This is a genomic window from Allorhodopirellula solitaria (assembly GCF_007859855.1).
Taxonomy (GTDB): Bacteria; Planctomycetota; Planctomycetia; order Pirellulales; family Pirellulaceae; genus Rhodopirellula; species Rhodopirellula solitaria.
In genome coordinates, this window is the sequence record NZ_SJPK01000002.1 from 367,003 (window position 1) to 387,503 (window position 20,501).

A 20,501-nucleotide genomic window follows, 5' to 3' on the forward strand; every position below is an offset into this window, starting at 1 on the left:
GCCAGCGCTGTTACTCTGTCCATGCGGAAACTCCGTTCTCCGAGGTGACGAGGTTGTAATTCAAGTCACTTTATGAACGGTTTTCCGCTTTTTTTATAGATCAATCCTTAACTTGATGCCTATGAGGTCAGCGGATCGCCACCTACGGCGTCTCGTTGGTCGTGGAACGTCGACCCCGAAGTGGGGCGCAGATCCCGTCCTGAGTGATTTTCAACCCCCATTCGGGGTTGGCCCTTGAGGCTCGCGTCGTATCCGGTGGTGTTCGCTTGCGCTCAAACCACCGGCTATTTTCTATCATCCCTGGCAGCTTGTCTGACAGGAAATCAGGCCGACAAACTTTGCTGTCACGCGGTGCAAGCCGGATTCAAAGCCCCGTCTTGGAATTCGTCCTCGCAATTTCGACGACGAGGTCAGCGACGACGCGATTGGAATACTGAGTCAGCGTTCCATCGGCACCGCGGAACCACTTCAATACCGGGGTTTGGTAGTCGGCAGGCGGATAGGTGGGTGGACGATCGTTTCCCGTCCCCCAAGCCGTGCTCCGCCAGTGCGGAGCGGCAGCAGGAGCGTTCGGATCGGCCGGTGCGAGATAGAATTCGCCGCCCAGGGCACAACGCAGGTCACTGCCGAGGATCACGCGCGTCTGTTCCATTGCCTCCTCCGGTGCAACGTCGAGTTGACTGCTGAGCGAGGCGAGGAAATCGGCCGCCGCAGCACTGCTCGTCGATGCTCGGCGATAGAGAAACTCGTTGACCCAGCCTTCGAGTTGGCTGCCATGAAGATTGCCCACATGAGCGCGGACTTGGGCCGAGTCGTCGGTCTCCTCCGCGGCAAGTTGTGAGATAGCCGCAGTCAACAGAGCCGGATCAAACGACAGGATACTGAACTCACCCCCGGTGAAACGGTAAACACCCCCGAGCAATCGGGTCATGTTCGGACCCACCGTTTGGCCGCGACCGATGCCGAGCGGCAAGCGGTCGAGCATGCCCGGCAGCGGCCAGGCCCCGAGATAGCCGGGCAGGGTCTGCAAGGCTTGGTAGCTACCGAGGATCCCATCAAATTCTTCCGGCTGAGCGGGATGAGAGTCTTTGATCCCGACGAACAGGTGTGTCGGCGGGCCGAGCACGTCACTGGCCACGTGCGCCTGCACCGCGACGATGTCATCGGCAGCAAAGCGAATGGAAGCCGTCGTGGGCGGGCCGAGTCGCTGAGCCCAGGAGCCGTAGTTCTCAGGCTGCCACGGCGCCACCTCCGCATGCACAGTCAATCGTTCGCGGCGTTCGGCGGAGTCGCCCTGCGCGGCTTGCCCCGCACCGGCAGCAACCTCGGCCTCCCGTTTGACGCTGACAAAGATCGGGTCGAGGCTGCCGAACTGCTGGGCATAGGCAGCCGCGATTTCGTTGTACCACTCGGCTTCGCTCGCCGTCACGGTTTCAATCGGATTGTCAGGGATCGGTAGGAACGTGCCACGAGCACCACGCCGCGTATCGAGGACACGGTCGCCGGCGGCAAACACGCCGCTCCCATCGGCACGCTCACCAAATCCCAACGGCAGGAAGCCAGCGTCAATGAGCGGATCGATCTCACGGACGGGCTCATACCCAGGTGTGGCTTGATCGGCCGCCGCCAGACGCGCCAGGTACACCAGGGCAATATCGGCCTCGGACTGCATTCGTCGCCGCAATTCAATCAAGTACTGTGGCGTCAGCAGACCCTGCAGCATCTCGGGTGAGAAATACACGAAAATGGTATCATCGATACTCAGTGGATGAAGGCTGCGGGCGGTTCGAAACGCTTTCGTTTTCGCCAGGGAATCACCGGTCTTGCCCACCTCGAGAAATCGTTCGGCAATCGCTTTGCTGTTGGTGACACAGATGAAACCGTTTTGTTCGACCATGTAAGAGCGGACGGTGTTGTCGCTCGATCGCAACAGGGTGCCGCGGCCGTTCGGCATGGTGACGTTCGTCAGGGAAAGGGTTTCGGAGCCATTGGCCAATTTCTTGCGATCGCTGTTGAAGCTCGACCGCAGCAGGTACGCATTGGCGGCTTGAAAAACCACACCCATCGCAGCGCCGTCGTTCAAGTAGAGGTCGCGGCCGATGACCGCTTGGTCGGCGATGATGGAGGGGCCGAGCATCCGCCCCATCACGGTCGTCTGCAATCCGAGTTGCTTCGTCAAACGCGCCGTGCCGTCGTTGGACAATCCGCTCAGGGAGATCATCTGAGACAGGTCGCCGCCATACTCGTCGGTGAGATCTTGGAACCAGAGGAAATTTTTGAAGTTGCCATAGCGGATGTAAAAACACTCCGGGGGTACATGGCTCGCCATCGCTTCGGTCTCGACCTCGCTTAGGTTCGGGGCGAGGTGGGATGCCGAGGGGGTTTCTTGCCAGCTGATCGGCGCAGGCAACGGGAGGGCAGCAACATCGGCTGCTGCGGGTAGGTCGGGAGCATCGAGATCTCGGCCAGCAGCCGCTGATGCAAAAACGCGGTTGGAAACACGAGCCGCACCGCTGATCCAGTCCAATGTCATTAGGAGCGGATCCTGCTCCACCTCGCTGTCGGTGTTTCCGTACCAGTCCGGGAGCGGCAGTCCCAATCGTCCCGAGAGCATGCCGACCAAGTAGGTGGGCAGCCAGGGCGGGGTGTCGAGCGATTCGATTTGTTGTCGGCTGTGGTTGGCGAAACCTGCCCACCAAGCCAAAAGTATCTGCTGACGTCGCGGCGAGTTGGGCTGAGGGCGAACTTCATACGAGCCTACGGCCCCGTCTCGATCGACGACCTCGACCGAAAATGGCTGATCACCTGAGAACAAAAATGTGATCCGGCGAGCAACCGTTTCCTGTTGGACCTCGTCGCCATTGGCGACCTCCCGGATCAGATTGCTGACCCGACCGAGCAAACGGCCTTCTCCGAAGCGGGGCAATGGCCGCTCCGATGGCAACTCGGAGGCGCGCACCTGCACGTTTTCGCTGACGGGGAAATAGCGTTGACGGGCCGGTTGTTTGAGTCGCAGCGGCGGCGGGCCTTGGCCAAGAACCGGACGCCGCAGCGGAATCTCGATGGTGGCGATGCCATAGGGAGTTCCCGAGACCGCCGTCACGCGAGGCGCCTGGATGGCCGGTGACGCGGGGTTGGCATACTGAGCTGCCGAGGGACCGGGAAGGAACCCCATCCCGCTGGCTAGGAACAAAGCGATCATCCGGAATCGTGGCGACATCAAGTTTTCAGTGCTCAGGGTGGGAGAATGAAGGACTTCGACCGGAGTGACCGGTTTTCAGCCAGGCGGGTTTGAGGCATCCTACAGGGAGGTGCGCCCGCGTGTCGGACGGTCGTCAACCGCTCGCTCTCTCCTTATTTCGCCCACATTCGCTTGAAAGTCAACCGTGGCTAGCCCTTCCCGCAGCGGTGTTTTTGCCGCCCAAACCGATCAACGACTCGAAGCCTATGCCGAAAGCATTACTTTCGATTCGCGGCTTTATCAACAGGACATTCGTGGCTCGATCGCTCACGCCAAGATGCTCTGCAACGTAGGTTTGATCAGCGAAGAGGAACTCACGAGGATCTGCGAGGAACTCGAGAATATTCGCGGGCAATTCGATCGCAGCGAATTGCCGCTGCGTTTTGAGCTCGAAGACATCCACATGCATGTCGAGCAAGCGTTGATTGATGCGACCGGCGACGTGGGGCGGAAACTGCATACCGCCCGCAGTCGCAACGACCAGGTCAGCACCGATATCCGGATATGGATCCGCGAATCGCTCGATGCCATTGACGCTCTGCTGCTTGACCTCCAGCGTGCTTTCCTGAGCCGCTGTGAGGATGACTTCGATGTGATCCTGCCGGCTTACACGCACCTGCAGCGCGCCCAACCCGTGCTCGCCCCGCACTACTGGCTCGCCTACATGGAAAAGTTAGAGCGGGACCGTGCGCGACTCGCCGATTGCCGCCGCCGCGTCAATCAGTGCCCCCTCGGCATCGCTGCGGTCGCCGGCACGACGCTGCCGATCGACCGCCAACAGACCGCCGAAGCCCTGGAGTTTGAAGGCATCACCGCGAACAGCCTCGACACGAGCAGTGACCGTGATTTTGTCATCGAATCCTCTTTCGTGCTGTCGATGATCGCATCCCACCTCAGCGGCTGGGCCGAAGAGTGGATCCTGTGGAGTACCGTCGAGTTTGATTTCATCGCCATCGGACAGGAATTCTGCACCGGCAGCAGCATCATGCCGCAGAAGGTCAACCCCGATACACTCGAACTGACCCGGGGCAAGTCGGCACGCGTCATGGGCGCCCTGCAAACGCTGATGCTGCTCGTGAAAAATCTGCCGCTGGCCTACAACCGCGACTTGCAAGAGGACAAACCACCCCTGTTTGACTCCTTTGACACGACACGGGCGATGTTGGAACTGGCGATTCCGATCGTCGCCGGGGCGAAGCTAAAACGGGATTCCATCGCGGCCCGGATCGAAAAGGGGTATCTCGACGCAACCACGTTGATGGAATGGATGATCCGCAAGGGCATGCCGCAGCGAACGGCCCATCACCTCGTCGGCGCGATCGTGGGCGAAGCGATGTCCCGCGGTGTGCCGCTGGCTGAACTGCCGATCGAAACCCTGCAAGGACTCAGCAGCGAGATCGACGAGAGCGTCTATGAGGTGTTGGGCACCCAGAACGCCGTCGCTGCGTTCTGTAGCGAGGGATCGACCGCCCCCCATCGTGTTCGCGAGCAGATTGACCTTTGGAAAAAGCGACTGGGGTAGGCAATGTCCGGATAGGCATCTCTTTGTGTAGGATACGGCAATGCTCCCCATTCTTCATCAAATATCGATCACTTGTTTCACGACCAGCTACGCGATCGCGCTCCTGATCGAGCTGCTGCGGCTGGTCGGCCGGCGTGTGCCTGGACGCGGTTTAGCGGAGCTGGTGATGATGGCGATTGGGATTTTTACCCACGTTGCCTATCTTTCGCTGCGGGCGACTGCGGACATCCCGGGCGGCGGCGCCGGCACGGCGGACGGGCAGGTGATCGAGGCCGGGCGGTTGGCGACGTGGACCGATTTTTCGTTGATGGTCTCCCTGGGGCTGGCGATCTGCTATTTCGTTCTTTACCTACGCCGTCCCGATACCGTCATTGGCTTCTTCTTTCTGCCTGCCATTCTCGGCTTGATCGCGTTGGCGATCTCGGTGCGGCATCTGCCCCCATTTGACCGCGGGGAAGCCACAGCGTTTTGGCGAAACGTGCATGCGATTTCGATGATGCTCGGATCCGCTGCAGTGCTGTTCGGTTTCCTCGCCGGTGCGATGTACCTAGTCCAGTCGTGGCGTCTGAAGCACAAACGGGCTGGCTCGGCACTGCGATTGCCCACCCTGGAGACGCTGCAGAATCTCAATCGCCGTTGTCTCGTGATCAGCACGGTCGCCGTGGGCGTGGGATTGGTATCGGGCGTCGTGATGAACCTCAACCGCTGGGGGGAGATTCCCTGGACCAACCGCGGCATCATGCTATCGGGGGTTCTGTTCGTGTGGTTGGCCTCGGCGACGATGGTGGAATATTTCTATGCTCCGGCGAGCCGGGGCCGCAAAGTCGCCTACCTGACCTTGGCGAGTTTCGGGTTCCTCGTGCTGGCCATGTCGGGCGTGTTGACGACTCCTCATGGAGGCGCGGCGCATCCTGCCGGGGTCAATGCAGAAACGGTAGGTGACGAAACGTCTCCGGCCGATTTGCCTGCCCCCGCCGACCGGCAGCGAGGTGACGCATGACGCTGCATATGATCGGCTGTTCGCATCACGATGCCGCAGTCGAAGTTCGTGAACAGCTCTCGTTCTCATCGGAGCATTCCTCGCAGGCCCTTGCCACGTTCAGCGAGCGGTTTGATGGCGCTGAGCTCGTCGTCCTGTCCACCTGCAATCGTGTGGAACTCTATGCCGCGGGCGGACCATTCGGTTCCGGCTTGACTGCGAGCGAGTCCGCTTCGGGATCGTGGTCGGACGAGCAGGTACGCACAGCGTTGATCGAGTTCGTAGCTGAATGCTTGCAGAAACGTGCGGAGTTTGTGGGCGAACACATGATCGTTCGCCAGGGCCGTGAGGCCGTCGATCACTTGTTTCTCGTCGCCGCGAGCCTCGACAGCATGGTGGTCGGCGAGGCGCAGATTCTTTCACAGGTGAAACAGGCCTATGACTTGTCGAATCTCGCCGGTGCGACGGGACCGCTGACCCATGCCGCCTTCCAGGCTGCCAACCGAGCGGCCAAACGCGTGCAGACCGAGACCACCATCCACCGCCGGCGGTTGAGTGTGCCGAGTGTCGCCATCGGCGAGGTGGTCCCTGAGGTGTTTGAGACACTGCGCGGAAAACGCGTTGTCTTGTGCGGTGCGGGTGAGATGGCCGAAGAGACGTTGCGGTACCTCAAGAGCGGTGGTAGCAATGATCTGTGTATCGTCAATCGCGGCCAAGAGCGAGCTGCGGCCCTCGCACAGGTCTTCGATGCGCAAACAGCGCCACTCGACGAACTCTCCGATCAGATTGTCGCCGCCGATCTGTTAATCGGTACGACATCGGCCGAAGAGCCACTCGTCGATGCAGCTACGTTTGCGAGGCTCAATGCCCAGCGAGGCGGGCGGGTCCTACTCGTGCTCGATCTCGCCGTTCCACGTGATTTTGAGCCGGTGATCGGCGAGGAGCCCGGCGTCTACCTGTACCAGATCGACGACCTGCAAGCGGCGTGCAATCGCAATCGACGCGAACGCGAAAAACAATGGCCCAAAGCCAAGGGGATCCTGGACGAAGAGGTCCAGCGGTTTTTTGATGTCTTGCAACAGCGGGCCACCGGTCCAGTTATTCAGCGACTCCGCCAGCGTGCTGATCAAGTCAAAACGGCTGAGCTGGAAAGGCTGCTGGGCAAACTCAATGGCTGCAACGACCCCGCGATCACCAAGGAAATTGAAAAGTCCTTTGATCGACTCACCAACAAACTATTGCACCCGCCCATGGCTTCGCTGCGTGATGACGCCGCCGCAGGCCATTCGCGGGGGCTGCTCGAAGCCCTCCGACATCTGTTCAATCTCGGCGACGATTTATAAGGTTCTTGCCGATTGGCCCACGTTTTCAGTTATATTAGGACGCGGTGTCCTGCGTACGTCTTGGCACCAACCCAAGACTGTCGGTGCCACCTCCTCCGCAGCGGGCGGAAGCCCCGACTCAACGGATTCGTGTTTGCGGCAGTCCAGATCTTCTGCCTCTCCATTCTCCCACTCTCTCTCCACTGAATATGCTTTACCGCCAACGATTTGTCCTGCCTCTCACCATTTCGGCCCTCGCACTGTCGACAGCATTCATGTCGGCCCCTCATGCCACCGCCCAGGACGCCGGTCTTGCTGAGAAAGCTGCTGCGGTCCCACGCACCCTCGAGGGCGGTGAGGTCACCGAGTTGTTTGATGGCGAAACGCTCGACGGCTGGCGGGGCCGCGATGATCTGTGGTCGGCTGAAGACGGTGCGATTGTTGGCCGGACGACCAAAGAGGATCCGATCAAACAGAATACCTTTTTGATTCTCGATGAAGAGATCCAAGGTGATTTCGAGCTCACTCTGCAGTTCAAAATCGATGGCGGTAACTCAGGGATCCAGTATCACAGCCGGGTTCTCGACGAAGACAAGTTCGTTGTCTCGGGTTACCAAGCCGATATTGACGCAGCGAACCGCTATGCGGGTATCCTGTACGAAGAGAGAGGACGCGGCATTTTGGCTCTGCGTGGCCAAGAGGTCGCGATCACAGAAGACGGGGAGAAACAAGCCGAAACCGTTGCCGATGCCGCTGAACTCGGCAGAGGCATCCATCCGGGCCAGTGGAATGATTACCGGATCGTGGTTCGCGGTCACCAACTCGAACACTTCATCAACGGAGCCCTCACGATGCAGGTGACCGACAACCAAACCGATCACTGGCGTGATTCCGGCGTGATCGCGCTGCAGCTGCACCAGGGCCCGCCGATGACGGTGAGGTTTAAAAAGATCACGTTGCGGCAATGGAAATAGCCTTCCGATGACCAAATCCATTTGGCCGCAAGGTGACAAGACCGACGTGCTGATCCAATCGGCACGCGGGGGCGATCCCGATGCGGTCAATCAGTTGCTCGACCGACACCGCGCCGCGATCCATCGTCTCGTCGAGATGCGACTCGATCGAAGGGTTCAGCAGCGGGTTGACGTCAGCGATGTCGTTCAAGATGTTTTGGTCGATGCCAGTGGTCGACTCGATCAGTACCTGAGCGATCCTGGCATGGCGTTTCACCTCTGGTTGCGGCAAATCGCATGGGACCGGATCATCGACACTTACCGGCGACACCGCGTCAGCGCCAAACGCAGCATGGACCGGGAACAGCCCATCAACCGCGGGGCGATCGATGAGTCGACGATGAACCTTGCCATCCAGCTCAGTGATCCGGGGCTGGGCCCCGCGGCAGTCGCGACTCAGCACGAGATTGCCCGCCACGTCGAAACCGCCATTGAAACGCTCGAGGACGCCGACCGAGAGGTGATCTTAATGCGTCACTACGAACACCTATCCAACCTCGAGATCTCCGAGGTGCTCGGCCTGCAACCCGCTGCGGCGAGCATGCGATACCTCCGTGCCCTCCGCCGCCTCCGCAGCGTGCTCGAACAAGAAGATGAAACGGGATGATCTACGACCTGCAGCAAACCGATGATCCCCGCGACGTCATCCATCGCAGTGTCCAGGCATTGGCCGAAGGCGACATCATCGGACTACCGAGCGAGACGGTGTACGGCGTCGTTGCCAGCGCGCTATGCCCTGCCGCGGTCCAGAAATTGGCGGACCTGGTCGGTGGCCCCGCCGGGGATCCAGCGATCCCGAAGGCACCGCCGGGGCAAATGATACCGCCGGGGCAAATGATACCGCCGGGGCAGATTGCACTGTGTGTGCGCAGTTCCGAGGCGGCTGGCGACTTCCTAGTTCCGCGCACCACGCTCGCCCGACGATTGCACGAACGTTGTTTCCCAGGGCCACTGACTCTGATCGCCGATTGCGACCGCAAACACTCGGCTGTGGGGATGCTACCAGCATCGGTGCAGCGGATACTGCACCGATTTGCCCGTCCAGAGGGTGAAACCACCGGCGAGCCGACTGGCGCGACGTCGCCGGTTGCGTTTCGCTGTTCCAATCACCGGTTGCTCAGCCACATCCATCGATATCTCACGGCGCCCTTGGTATGGGGAGAGTTTTCGAGTTCCGACGATTCCGCCATCACCACGGCAGCGAGTCTCGATGATCATTTGTCTCAGCAAGCTAGCCCTCATCCATTGCCGGTGCTGCTAGACGATGGTGTCAGCCGCTATGGTGGAGTGGGTACCATCGTTCAATTGTCAGGGAATTCTTGGCAAATCCTGAGAAAAGGAGTGATCCAGCGAGCCGCTATGAACCAGTTTGTGAAACCAGTGATTGTGATCGTGTGTACGGGCAATACGTGCCGCAGCCCTATGGCGGAGGCATTGCTTCGGGATATTTTGGACCGTCGATTTGGGCGTGAAGACGTCGCCCGGGTGCTCTCGGCCGGCGTTGCGGCACAGCGTGGGCACGGGGCCAGTCCCCAATCGGTCGAGGTCATGGGCCGCCGCGGTTTGGATTTGACCGGACATTGCAGCCAACCGCTCGACGATCCGCTGATGTCGATGGCCGACCTCGTGCTGACGCTCACGCGCCAGCACCGCGATGCGATCCTGGCCGCATGGCCCAATCGCAAAGGGCGTATCCACACGCTCCGGCGGGATGGGGGGGATGTTAGCGACCCGGTTGGAATGCATGTCGACGTCTACGAACAATGCGCCGACCAGATTCGTGACGAGCTGGAGAAATGGGTGGATACTCTCGATGAGGATTTTTTCCCATCAACGCCTGACAAAGTGACGTCGGAGGGCCATAATGGAAGCGACGGCCCGGACGCCCCTGAAATCCCCGAGGAGTAATCTGTTGAAAATTGGTTTAGCGAGCGATCACCGCGGCGTGCATATCAAGGCACGGCTCGTGCAAAGTTTGACGCATGAGGGGTATGACGTTTTCGATGCAGGCACCGATTCTTCCGAACCGGTGGACTACCCGGATTTCGCCATCAAGGTCGCACAACGGATTGCCCACGGCGAGCTCGATCGCGGTATCTTGATTTGCGGTACGGGCATTGGCATGTCGATTGTCGCCAATAAATTCCCCGGCGTGCGCGCCGCTTCGTGCTATGACGAGGTGATGGTGGAAATGTCGCGGCGGCACAACGATGTCAATGTGCTGTGCTTGCCCGGTGATCTCATCGGCGAACGATCGATTGATGATTTGGTGATGATGTGGCTGAACACGGAATTTGAGTGTGGTCGTCATGGCACGCGGGTGGCGAAGATCTGCGAACTCGAATCGACGCTTGGCAAGACGGCGCATCCGAGGTGTGGTTCAGCCGCCGAGCAGGTGACGACCGCCTCGCCCACCCGCACAAGCTGAGCGGGCGAGCTTCCTTGGCAACTCCGAGTCCTCCGCCGCACACCTTTCCCCGGTCATGGGACGACCTGATCGGTCACCAGCAGATTCGTGCCGCGATTGGCAGTGCGATCGCCAAGCGGCGGCTCGGTGGGAGCCTGCTGTTTGTCGGGCCTCCGGGCGTTGGCAAGACCGCCACGGCATTGCTCTTGGCGCAGACCGTGCTCTGCCGGCGCAACCCATCCTCGAGTATGCGCCCCTGCGGGGAGTGCTCCGACTGCGCCCAGGTTCGCGCGGCGACGCACCCCGATTTGATTCAGGTTTCCAAGCCCCCTGATAAAACTTTGATCCCCCTCGAAGTACTCATCGGGCCCGTTGAAGCGCGCTTGCAGGAAGGGTTCTGCCATGACGTACACCTGCGTCCCATGCAGGGCGAACGCAAGGTCGCGATCTTACATGATGCGGACTTCCTCAATGAGGAAGGCGCCAACTGCTTGCTCAAGACCCTCGAGGAACCGCCCTCCAATGCGATCATTATCCTGATCGGTACCAGCGAACAGCGTCAATTGCCGACGATTCGCTCCCGCTGCCAAACGATGCGTTTCACCAGCCCCACGGGGGACGCAGGACGCGACTTGCTGCGCCACCACCTGAGTCGTTTGAGCGAAGCCGATGTCCCGCCCCCGGCTGTCAGCGATGCTGTGCTCGACGAAGCCATCGAGTTGGCTGCGGGTGACCTGCAAGTCGCCGCCAGGCTCGCCAGTGGTCAGAGTAGTGAAATTCGAGGCAAACTGCTTGCCCAGCTCAGCTCTCCGGTGCCCGATCCGGTGCTCGTCGCAAGGTGCATCCACTCGCATCTGGATTCACTCAGCAAGAAGGAGGCATCGCTACGCCGCGCCGGGCTACGTGATCTGTGCTCGATCGCGGTCCAGCACTATCGCGGTGAACTGCGTGGGGCCGCCCGCCAGGGGCAGTTCCATGGCGAGGCTGCTCGGCGTTTGGATCGCACCCTGCGTGTTTTCCGTGAAATTGACCGCAGTGCCAACCTGAACGCCTTGATCGACTGCTACGCCGCCGATCTCTCGCTCGCGGTGACAGCCGACCGCGGCGATATCGGCTAAGCGATCTTCGGGCCGTCGGGCCTCGCTTAGAACTGAATCTGATATTTGTCGGTCATTGTCCGGCGAATCTCAGCGGTCAGTTTGTCAATCTGGGACAGCACGCTGCGGTAGTCGGCGTAGGCCGCTCCCTGCGCTCGAGCGCTCGTCACGGCTTGATAGTCCGACGAGGAGTTCGGGTCGTAATAGCCGCTGGAGGAATACCCGGCACCGCCACCATAGAAGCCACCGCTGTAGCCGCCGACATTGTAGGAACTGCCACTGGACAGGGATTGCTGAGCTTTCATCTGGCCAGCCTGGATGTTGGTTTGGCGAACGTTCAACGCGTTGCCACGCAACAGGCTGGCGACATCGCTGGAGTACTTCAACATAACCGGGTCAACGTTCAGGGTTCCCATCTCATCGATCTGGCGGGCTTGCTGGTCGTTCCATTTTGCCATTCCCCCAGTCGTCTGGGACTTGTGCTTGCGGATTTGCTCGACGCGTTTGGTCACGTCGTCAAAATAGTGTTTGGTCGTGTAGGCGACGCGATCGGCCTCACTGCCAGGGGAATCGCTAAGCGTGATCAGTTTGTCGGACACGCTCTCGGCCGCGCCGAGCAGACTGAAAATGTTCAAGATGCCGGTCAGCGACGCTTCGGAAATGGGCCCTTGGAAGGAAAGACGGTTGCCATCGACCTTGGGTTTCCAGGTCAAGACTTCGGGGGCGGCCGTGCCGCTCCGCTCGAGGATCTCGGCCAGCAGGTCGCTGGCGATTGGCGTCAGGCTCGCCGGCGATCGCTCAAAGTCGACGGCCAAGATGCACTGCGAAAGGCTCTCGCGGCCGATGATCACGCTCACTCCTCGGACGCTCGCCAAAATACTCGCGACGGTTTTGGGAGGCTGGGCCTGGAGGGAATCAAAGTTCTTGAGTTTGGCTGCAAGAGGCACGGCCGATACCATGTGGTTGAGATCAGCCGCCATCATCATCGACAAGTACGATTCTGGTTGATCAGAAACCTTGGACAGATAGCTGGATTCACTCACGGAGCCACCCGGGGTGATCCAACGTCCCAACATCGAGCGGTCAGCGGGTCGGAGGAACCCTAAACGATTTTCCTTCATGGGCACCAAATAAGACTGCCGAGGCGACCAGACGACGTCGTGGCCCACGATCGAGTCGACGTATCCCGACACCGTTGCGGCGATCTGTTTGGCATCCACTGGGACCTTGAGTGTCGCGTAACCGGCTTCCCAACGCGGACGCAGGTTGGCGAAATCGAGATCCGAGACCAACCACATTTCGCGAATGTTATCGGTCACACGAGTCGAAATCTCAGCATCCTCGGTGAGTTGATTGAGCGCGGGGATGTTCAAATACAAAACCGAATTTGCCGGGGCGGGTGACCGCTGGAGCAGCTCGGTGAGTTTGGACTCCTTCTCCTGGGCACGGCTCGGCGTGCAGTAGAGCGTGGTGGCAACCAGCAGAATAGCGACGGCGCGTTTACGAAATGATGTCATGAGTGAAGCCAGCGTTCAGGGACGGACGAGTTGCCTGCACAGTGTAGTTGAACCCATCCGCCCTGACAGTCCATCGGGGAATCAAAAATCGCCAGCCGACTCGATCGCCGATCGCTGCCCCATCTCAGCGGAATGTCGCGAACCGTCCTGCCGCAGATTTGTGCAAAGAAACAGTCCTCCGCCGCTGGAAAACCCTGCGACACCCCTTCATACTCAACACGTGGAAACCATCCGCGATGTACCACCTGATCCGCGGGAACGGGTATTTCACGATCGGTGCATTCGTTTCGCCGTCCCGCTGCACCACGCGACTCCACGTGGAGACTCCCTTGCCTATCAACCATTTCGCCTTCGAGTCCATCGGGCCAACGCTCAACAGCATCGTTCTCGTGTTCTTGATCGTTTTTGCCCTAATCTTGCTCGGATTCGTCGTCTTCCTAGCAGCCTTGCCAGGCCGGATTGCCAAAGCGAGAAACCACCGCCAGGCGGCATCGGTCAACGTTCTCGGTTGGCTCGGCTTGCCGACGGGGGTGCTGTGGGCGATTGCTTTGGCGTGGGCGTACTATCGTACCGAGCCAGTACCACCGAGGGCGAACGCTGCCGCTGACTTGAAGAGTCTGTCGCGGCAAATCGCAGGGCTAGAAGAAACCGTTCGCCAACTAGAGTCCATTCGCCACGGAGATACCCCATGATCGTCGCGATTCTTGTCTGTGCCTACGTGATCTATCTCTATCATTCCTTGAAAGAGTCACCCGGGGACATCGGCGAGCCGCCGGCCGCCGATCCTGACGTCGGCGAGTCGAGCAGGGATTCTGCCGATGCATTGGCCGCGCGGCTCGCAGCCCTGCAGCGTCGGCTCGATGCCCTTGCCCAAGGAGCCGAACGATGATCTGGATATTGGGGGGGATTTACTGCGGTGCCCTGTGGTTGATCTTTGCGAAGTGGAAACTGGTCCGGATGTCGCTACCGGTCGCAGTCCTGGCCGCATCGGTCGGCCCCACTGCTTTGCTGATCCTGCTGTTCTGTGCCCAGTACTTTCATCCCTACACCCAAATGGCCAAGGTGTTTGAACGTGTCACCCCCATCGTGCCTCAACTCAGCCAACCGGGGCGGGTGACGGATGTGGAGGTCGCTCCCAACATTCCTGTCCGCAAAGGAGAAATATTGTTTCGGGTCGACACGGTTCCCTATCAGAATGCCGTTGAGCGTTCGGAGGCAAGGCTTGCCGAAGCCATCCAGAATCACAAGGTTGCCGAAACGGCCGTGGAAGTGGCTCGCGCGAGAATCGATCGTGCCACGTCGGAACTGGAGTTCGCAACGCGCGAGCGGGATCGCCAGAAGGAACTCATCGAGCAAGGTGCCGGCAGCGACCAAGAATACGAATCTGCCATCAACCGGCACGCCGAGGCTGTCGCGGTTGCGGCCCAAGCCGCCACCGAGCTGACCCAGTCCAAATTGTCCGTGGAGGTTGCTGAAACACAGACTACGCAATCCGAGACGGCCCTAGCCGATGCGCAGTACGATTTGAAACAGACCACCGTGACTGCTCCGAGCGATGGGTTTGTCAGCAATCTGCAGCTCCGCGAAGGGATGCTTGTCGGAGGTCCAGCCAGTACCGCCGTAATGAGTTTTGTAGCGGACCGAGATGATTTCAATCGGAGCGTGATCGTCGCTTCGTTCAAGCAGAAAAACTTCCTCCGAATCCACCCCGGTCAGTATGCCGAGGTCGCGTTGTATAATTATCCCGGTCGCATCTTTACCGCCCGTGTCCTCAATCGCATCGATGTGTCAGGAAGCGGCCAAATGGCAGTGTCGGGAAATCTCCCGGAGAATCTCGGCGGAACCCAAGTGACCACCTTTCCCGTCCGCGTGCGACTCGATAACGCCGACGACATCCACATGCCAGGAGGCTCACAAGCCAACGTCGCGATTTACACTGAAAGTGTCCAATTCGCCGGAATCCCCATTATGTTTTTGATTCGTGCTCAGAGTTGGTTACGATATCTCCAGTAGTTCTCTCTTTGGTAGCGTCTATTTTTGTCTAAGAAAAGAAGGTTTGTGATGCGATTTCAATCGGTTCGGCACGGAATCGCCGCAGCAATGTTGATCCTGGTGTGCACCCCGGTCCACGCAGGTGCGGAGGATGCCGAGGTGCAAGATGCGATCAAGGAATACATTGCAGCCTTCAATGCCAAGAACGCCGAGGCGTTGGCGGTGATGTGGACCGAAGACGCGTCCCACGTCGATCATGCTATGGCGGAGACGACATCGGGTCGCGACGAGATCATGGCGGATATCCAGGCCGTTTTTAAACAGCCTGAAGACGTCAAACTTTCTGGGAGCATTGATTCGGTGCGGATGATCACCGCGGAGGTGGCTAGGGTCACCGGCGAGGTTGGGGTCATGGTCAGTGGCGAGGAACCGTCTCTGAACCGCTACTCAGCAATCGTGGTCAATAACGAAGCGGGTTGGCAAATCGATTCCATGGAGGAGATGCCGATCCCGACTCCAGTGTCGAGTGCTGCTGCCCTGACACCTCTGGAGTGGCTTGTCGGTGATTGGACAGACGAGAGTGGAGAGGATCCCGTACAAACCCATGTTCATTGGGCCCTTGGCGGCGGTTTCCTTATTCGCACTTGCACCAGCGAAGCGGCGCAGTCCACTCAGATTATCGGTTGGGATGCCCGCGGCGGAGAAATTCGCTCCTGGACATTCCATAGCGATGGGTCGCACGGCGAAGGGGTCTGGAGCCCAAGTGGCGACGACTGGATGATTCGCAGCACCCAAACGCTCGAAGATGGCCGCATGGCTTCAGGGACCTATGTTTTCCATCGCGAGGGCGATGATGCCTTCACCATTAAATTGATGGGGCGGGAGATCGAAGGTGAACCCCAAGTGCCATCCGATCCCGCTCGAGTGATTCGCACCCCCGGTTCGACTCAATAGTGATCCCGCGCCAGCCCCACCCCATCAATCTGTTCGGTACTGTTCCCGAGGACCACGTCATGCGACATCTCAAACTACTTTTCATGGTCGCGTTGGCCGTCGCGTCGACATGGATCGGCGCCCCCGAAGTGATCGCCAAAGGGTTCAAAGGCGGCTCCCAAGGCCGTGGCGGGGGCGGAGGCGCTTCGCGAGGCGGGGCACGCCATGCCAGCATGCCCAACCTTGGTAGCAGTGGGCGATCTCGACCCCAACCCTCGATCAGTCGGCCCAGTTCGAGTCGCCCCAGCATCAGCCGCCCCAGCACAAGTCGCCCCAGCACGAGCCGGCCTAGCTTCAACCGGCCGACGACCAGTCGACCCAATATCAGTCGCCCGGGCGGTCCGCAGCTCGATCGACCGAATCTAGGTGGCTCGATTTCAGGTGGCCTGAAACCAGCGACGCGGCCGAGCACGCGACCGAATTTCCCCTCGACCCTGCCAGGCACGAAGCCCAGCCTACCTAGCGCGCGGCCGGGTAACCGACCCGAACGCCCCGCCACGTTGCCGGGCAACACGCTGCCCGGAAACCGACCCAATCGTCCGTCCACGTTGCCGGGCAAGAAACCGTCTCTGCCAGGGAACAAACCCAACCGGCCAAGTTTCCCCAGCCTCGACAATGGCGGCCGCCCCGGCCGGTTGCCAGGCCACGCAGATCGCCCCTCGGCTGGCGACGTGGGGGATTTTCTCGGTATCGGCGGCGGGGTTCATCCAACCACCCTGCCCGGTAAACTGCCTAACAGACCCGACATCGCCAATCGCCCCGACCGACCTGGGAACAATCGGCCTGGAATCGATCGACCCGGCAACAACCGCCCTGGGAACGATCGGCCAGGGAATAATCGACCTGGGAACGACCGACCCGGGAACGACCGACCTGGGAATAACCGACCTGGGAACGACCGACCTGGGAACAACCGCCCTGGGAACGACCGACCGGGAATTGATCGACCGGGCAATAACCGCCCTGGAAACGATCGACCCGGAAACAATCGACCCAATAACCGGCCCAATAGCAGGCCCAACAATCGTCCGATCAATATCGGCAGTTTGAATGTCGGCAATCAGGTCATCAACAACCGACCGACGTGGAGCAATATCGACCGGACTTCCGTCAACCGAATTCAGAATCGCTGGGGCAACCAAATCGGCGGTCTCCATGGCTGGGCGGGCGCACGCCCTGGGCGAATCAATCAATGGCACTCATGGGGCAATGACGTTCGATTCCGCTGGAACGGCTATCATCATCACAACAATTGGTTCGCAGGCGATTGGTGGTACAGCCATCCCGGTGGGCTGTGCCCCTGGCACTACTACCATAGTTTCAACCGATACCCATGGAACTATTGGTGGCGACGTCCGACCTGGACTGCGGCATCGTCATGGTTCACTTGGTCCGCTCCCGCAACCGTTTGGTCACAACCGATCTATTACGATTATGGGTCCGGTGGGAATGTGACGTATGAGAACAACAACGTTTACATCAATGGCGAAGAGGTCGCGACGGCCGATGAGTTTGCCCAGAGCGCTGCAGCTCTCGCGACGGTCACACCTCCTGTTTCCCCGGCGACCGAAGGTGGTGAAATCGCTGCCGAGGACGTGGCGGGTCAAGAGGTAGCCGACAGTGATGCAGCCGACAGTGACCAGTGGATGCCGTTGGGGACGTTCGCATTGTCCACCGACGAAGATGATGTCGAACCCACTCGGCTCGTGCAGCTCGCAGTGGATAAATCGGGGATCATCTCAGGAACGCTGTACAACCGTGAAACGGATCAAGCCGACGCGATCCAAGGGCGGGTCGACAAACAGACGCAGCGAGTCGCCATGCGTCTGGGATCTACCGACGAGATCGTTGCCGAGACAGGTCTCTACAACCTGACCCAAGACGAGGCGCCGCTGTTGGTTCACTTTGGCACCGATCGCGTCGAGAACTACGTCCTAGTCCGCTTGGAAGAGCCCGAGGAACCTGCAGATTCGGCTGACGCGGAGGCGGATACTGTCGGTGATGACAGCGCCGCACTCGACGACGCTGGTTCGGCTGATACTGGCATCTGAAGAGAATTCCAAACGCTGTTCTCTACTCATCGGTTCGCTCCTGCGTGTGCATGTCACACGCCGAAGCGAAGTTTTGAAATGAGAGAACCGCGGCATCCACACGCGTTCCTCTGTCAGCTCGTCCACTACGACAGAAATTGATCGTGCGTTGCTTACTCGGCCCCACTGCTCCATTGGATCCAGTGGACCGTGGCCCAGCGATCTGAGCCATCCTCGCCTTGATAAAATTGCAAACTCAGCTGCGGCGACAATGATTCGGGATCCGGCAACGTGGTCTTACCGGCGAGGGTCCAATTCGGCGACGTGGGGTTGCGAAAGGAGCCACGGATTTCTTGACCGCTGACCTGCAAACGCAACTGAACGAGCGGATCGGCATAGGGAATGATCGCGATCGTTTGCGTTCTGTCGTGTTCTTCCCGACCCATCACAATGTTGGTCACCCCATGCTCGATTTCTAGCCCCAGCTTGACCATCGAGCTATCGCTGTAGTACCAGACCAGGTCCGCTTGCTCCCAGCGTTTTTTGGGAAGGTGCGTCAATTGAACGCTAACCTGAACGGCATCGTTCCCGTCTTCGCGAAGCGGGTAAAGCAGGACGTTCTTTGCGTCATTCGCTGGCCCCCACATGTTCCCAGGCTCGATCAGAACCTGGAGCCCTTCTTTTGAAAACCGCCAGCCCGATTTGTTTTCTCGCAACCAATGCCATCGCTCACCGAGCAAACTCCCTTCGGACGCATCGCGGAAATCCTCTCTGATTTCGAACACTTGACCCACACTGACTGCCGGCCGGAGTGCGAATAGAAGGCTCATCAAGGCCAACCCAAGAAAACGACTCATCATTTGAATCCACCTTCACTTATCTCAGTACGTAAAACGGATCTTGATCGTGACGCCCAAAAAAACGGTATCCTGATGAATATCGCTTAGGTCCGTGTCATGCGTTTCGGGCCCCGTTTTCACTCCAGGCAAGTTATCGACACCGCTTGGCATTTTAGGGACACGTCACACATGCAGTCACGAATCTTCATCACCAGTATCCTAGTCGTTTCTTTGATGGCCCAGGCGGGCGGCACGCCGAGATTGTTTGCCGACGACCCGCCAGCACCATCTGGCCTAGTTGAACTGCGAAGTGGGGCTGACTCCGCTGAGGCGGCCTTGGATGCGATGGTGGCCGCCTCCAATACTGGGGATGATCAAGCAGCGATGTTGATGATCGATCCTGCTATCCGTCCACTGTTGCGCCCCAACATTGCGATCGAGCGTTTTGCAATCGATTCCTACCTTTTTGAAATCGGGATGTTCGGAGAACCAGACGGCAATGTCGGTGGCATCTTGTTTTGGTTCACACTCCGAGATCTGGTTCGCATCCGCAGTGTCAAGCTACTAGAAACACGAGTCGTCGATGACAAACGAGTCGTGTTCACAGTTCTGACGACGGAGAAAAGCTACCACGGAGAAGAGCATATCCACAAAGTTTGTCAGTTTCTGGCAATTCAGCGTTCTGACCGTTGGTACCTGTTCCGTCCGTTCGGCATGTTGTCGCACTTACTTCAAGGAAGGTCCCCAATGTCAAGTTCAGACGAGCAACTGTCGCTGCTGCTTGTCCATAGACCCTGCGACGAACGTACCAATCGAGAGGACGCGGATTACGAACTGGAATATTTGCTTCCCATTGAGCTCATTCACGAACACTTGGTTGCGGCAGCAAAGGATCCAAAGATCAAAGAGTACAACGAAATAGCTGAAAACGTCCAGAGATCCTACAACAACATCGTCAACCGAGCGAAGCGTGGTGACTATGAGTCGCGGAGCCAATTGAAATCTGCGATGGAACCATTGGAAGAGTGGGTAGACACGCTCTCGGAGGTGACGTTCTCGCTGGAACCGGGATTGCGCGAGTTCGGCGCGAAAAACCTGCCCGTCAAAGACTCAGTGCGACAGTGATTCGAGCAGCGCGGTTCGAGGAATGTAGAATGGAGTAAAAAAGGCTCATCCGACGGAAGCGTGCGCTGGAGGTTTTGGAGGAATGGCTCCAGTATCCAATGATTGATTTGTCGGAGGTGATAGTGGATCTTAGACTGGAGCTGGCGGGAGAAACGGAGCCGAGCTCTGCAGAGGTGCTGGCTTGGCAAGGGATATCTCGGTCGATGGTACGCCAATGGTGTTGCCGGTCCCTGTCGGACATTCGTTCGTCAGGGACGCATTTTTGTAAGATGATTGGATACGAGAGCCATGCCTAGAGAAACCTTCCCCCTGTGCTCCGCGCACGCTTCCGTCGGATGAGCCGTAAACAATCGGTACGTCATGATCAGAGACCGCGAGCGGAATACAACCGCGACGGCAAAGACGGTCAGTGATCAAATGCGGC

The 20,501-nt window shown here is 59.1% G+C and carries 17 protein-coding genes; 14 read left to right on the top strand and 3 right to left on the bottom strand.

Translation table 11 applies throughout. From position 1 onward, the window contains the following. Window positions 1-364 precede the first annotated feature (364 nt). Window positions 365-3,220, bottom strand: coding sequence for a hypothetical protein (locus CA85_RS04705; protein ID WP_146390145.1), 2,856 nt, complete (start codon window positions 3,218-3,220; stop codon window positions 365-367). A gap of 166 nt (window positions 3,221-3,386) precedes the next feature. On the opposite strand from CA85_RS04705, the gene argH reads away from it, so the two are divergent. The 8 genes from argH (at window position 3,387) to CA85_RS04745 (ending at window position 11,602) form a co-directional block, all read left to right on the top strand. Then, the gene (gene argH, locus CA85_RS04710) at window positions 3,387-4,763 is read left to right on the top strand and encodes an argininosuccinate lyase (protein WP_146390146.1); all 1,377 of its coding nucleotides are present in this window, start codon (window positions 3,387-3,389) and stop codon (window positions 4,761-4,763) included. A 40-nt stretch (window positions 4,764-4,803) separates the two neighbouring features. Further along, window positions 4,804-5,763: a cytochrome c biogenesis protein CcsA gene (ccsA, locus tag CA85_RS04715; RefSeq protein WP_146390147.1), complete on the top strand. Its 960-nt coding sequence runs from the start codon at window positions 4,804-4,806 to the stop codon at window positions 5,761-5,763. After that, window positions 5,760-7,085 (top strand): glutamyl-tRNA reductase, encoded by a 1,326-nt coding sequence (hemA, locus tag CA85_RS04720; protein WP_146390148.1) that lies wholly within the window; start codon window positions 5,760-5,762, stop codon window positions 7,083-7,085. The genes ccsA and hemA overlap by 4 nt, the downstream gene beginning before the upstream one ends. Window positions 7,086-7,339: 254 nt before the next feature. Then, entirely contained in the window at window positions 7,340-8,038 is a 699-nt protein-coding gene (locus tag CA85_RS04725; RefSeq protein WP_246112507.1) for a 3-keto-disaccharide hydrolase, read from the top strand. A 7-nt stretch (window positions 8,039-8,045) separates the two neighbouring features. Next, the gene (locus CA85_RS04730) at window positions 8,046-8,684 is read left to right on the top strand and encodes a sigma-70 family RNA polymerase sigma factor (protein ID WP_146390150.1); all 639 of its coding nucleotides are present in this window, start codon (window positions 8,046-8,048) and stop codon (window positions 8,682-8,684) included. Then, window positions 8,681-9,985, top strand: coding sequence for an arsenate reductase/protein-tyrosine-phosphatase family protein (locus tag CA85_RS04735; protein ID WP_146390151.1), 1,305 nt, complete (start codon window positions 8,681-8,683; stop codon window positions 9,983-9,985). Before CA85_RS04730 ends, CA85_RS04735 begins: the two co-directional genes overlap by 4 nt. Further along, complete coding sequence (gene rpiB / locus CA85_RS04740) at window positions 9,942-10,505, top strand: ribose 5-phosphate isomerase B (RefSeq protein WP_146390152.1); 564 nt, start codon at window positions 9,942-9,944, stop codon at window positions 10,503-10,505. Before CA85_RS04735 ends, rpiB begins: the two co-directional genes overlap by 44 nt. Window positions 10,506-10,519: 14 nt before the next feature. Beyond that, window positions 10,520-11,602, top strand: coding sequence for a DNA polymerase III subunit (locus tag CA85_RS04745; protein WP_246112508.1), 1,083 nt, complete (start codon window positions 10,520-10,522; stop codon window positions 11,600-11,602). A 26-nt stretch (window positions 11,603-11,628) separates the two neighbouring features. Here the strand turns inward: CA85_RS04745 and CA85_RS04750 are convergent, their stop codons facing one another. Then, window positions 11,629-13,098, bottom strand: a complete 1,470-nt coding sequence (locus CA85_RS04750) for a hypothetical protein (protein WP_146390153.1) — start codon at window positions 13,096-13,098, stop codon at window positions 11,629-11,631. Window positions 13,099-13,427: 329 nt separating this feature from the next. Between CA85_RS04750 and CA85_RS04755 the strand changes: the two genes are divergently transcribed. Genes CA85_RS04755 through CA85_RS24730 form a run of 5 tightly spaced genes read left to right on the top strand, consistent with a single transcriptional unit; the run spans window position 13,428 to window position 18,134 of the window. Next, window positions 13,428-13,790 (top strand): DUF3302 domain-containing protein, encoded by a 363-nt coding sequence (locus CA85_RS04755; RefSeq protein ID WP_186774746.1) that lies wholly within the window; start codon window positions 13,428-13,430, stop codon window positions 13,788-13,790. After that, window positions 13,787-13,987, top strand: a complete 201-nt coding sequence (locus CA85_RS04760; RefSeq protein WP_146390155.1) for a hypothetical protein — start codon at window positions 13,787-13,789, stop codon at window positions 13,985-13,987. Before CA85_RS04755 ends, CA85_RS04760 begins: the two co-directional genes overlap by 4 nt. Continuing rightward, a complete protein-coding gene (locus CA85_RS04765) occupies window positions 13,984-15,111 on the top strand; it encodes an HlyD family secretion protein (RefSeq protein ID WP_146390156.1) in 1,128 nt (375 codons plus the stop codon). The genes CA85_RS04760 and CA85_RS04765 overlap by 4 nt, the downstream gene beginning before the upstream one ends. Before the next feature lie 48 nt (window positions 15,112-15,159). Next, window positions 15,160-16,044, top strand: a complete 885-nt coding sequence (locus CA85_RS04770; RefSeq protein WP_146390157.1) for an SgcJ/EcaC family oxidoreductase — start codon at window positions 15,160-15,162, stop codon at window positions 16,042-16,044. A gap of 59 nt (window positions 16,045-16,103) precedes the next feature. Then, window positions 16,104-18,134 carry a mu-protocadherin- cell-suface protein gene (locus CA85_RS24730; protein WP_186774747.1) on the top strand — a complete coding sequence of 677 codons (2,031 nt, stop codon included), beginning with the start codon at window positions 16,104-16,106 and terminating at the stop codon, window positions 18,132-18,134. Window positions 18,135-18,286: 152 nt separating this feature from the next. Here CA85_RS24730 and CA85_RS04785 read toward each other — a convergent pair whose 3' ends face one another. Next, window positions 18,287-18,973: a beta-xylosidase family glycoside hydrolase gene (locus CA85_RS04785; RefSeq protein WP_146390160.1), complete on the bottom strand. Its 687-nt coding sequence runs from the start codon at window positions 18,971-18,973 to the stop codon at window positions 18,287-18,289. A 168-nt stretch (window positions 18,974-19,141) separates the two neighbouring features. Here CA85_RS04785 and CA85_RS04790 point away from each other — a divergent pair, with 168 nt between their 5' ends. After that, window positions 19,142-20,077, top strand: coding sequence for a hypothetical protein (locus tag CA85_RS04790; protein WP_246112509.1), 936 nt, complete (start codon window positions 19,142-19,144; stop codon window positions 20,075-20,077). Window positions 20,078-20,501 lie beyond the last annotated feature (424 nt).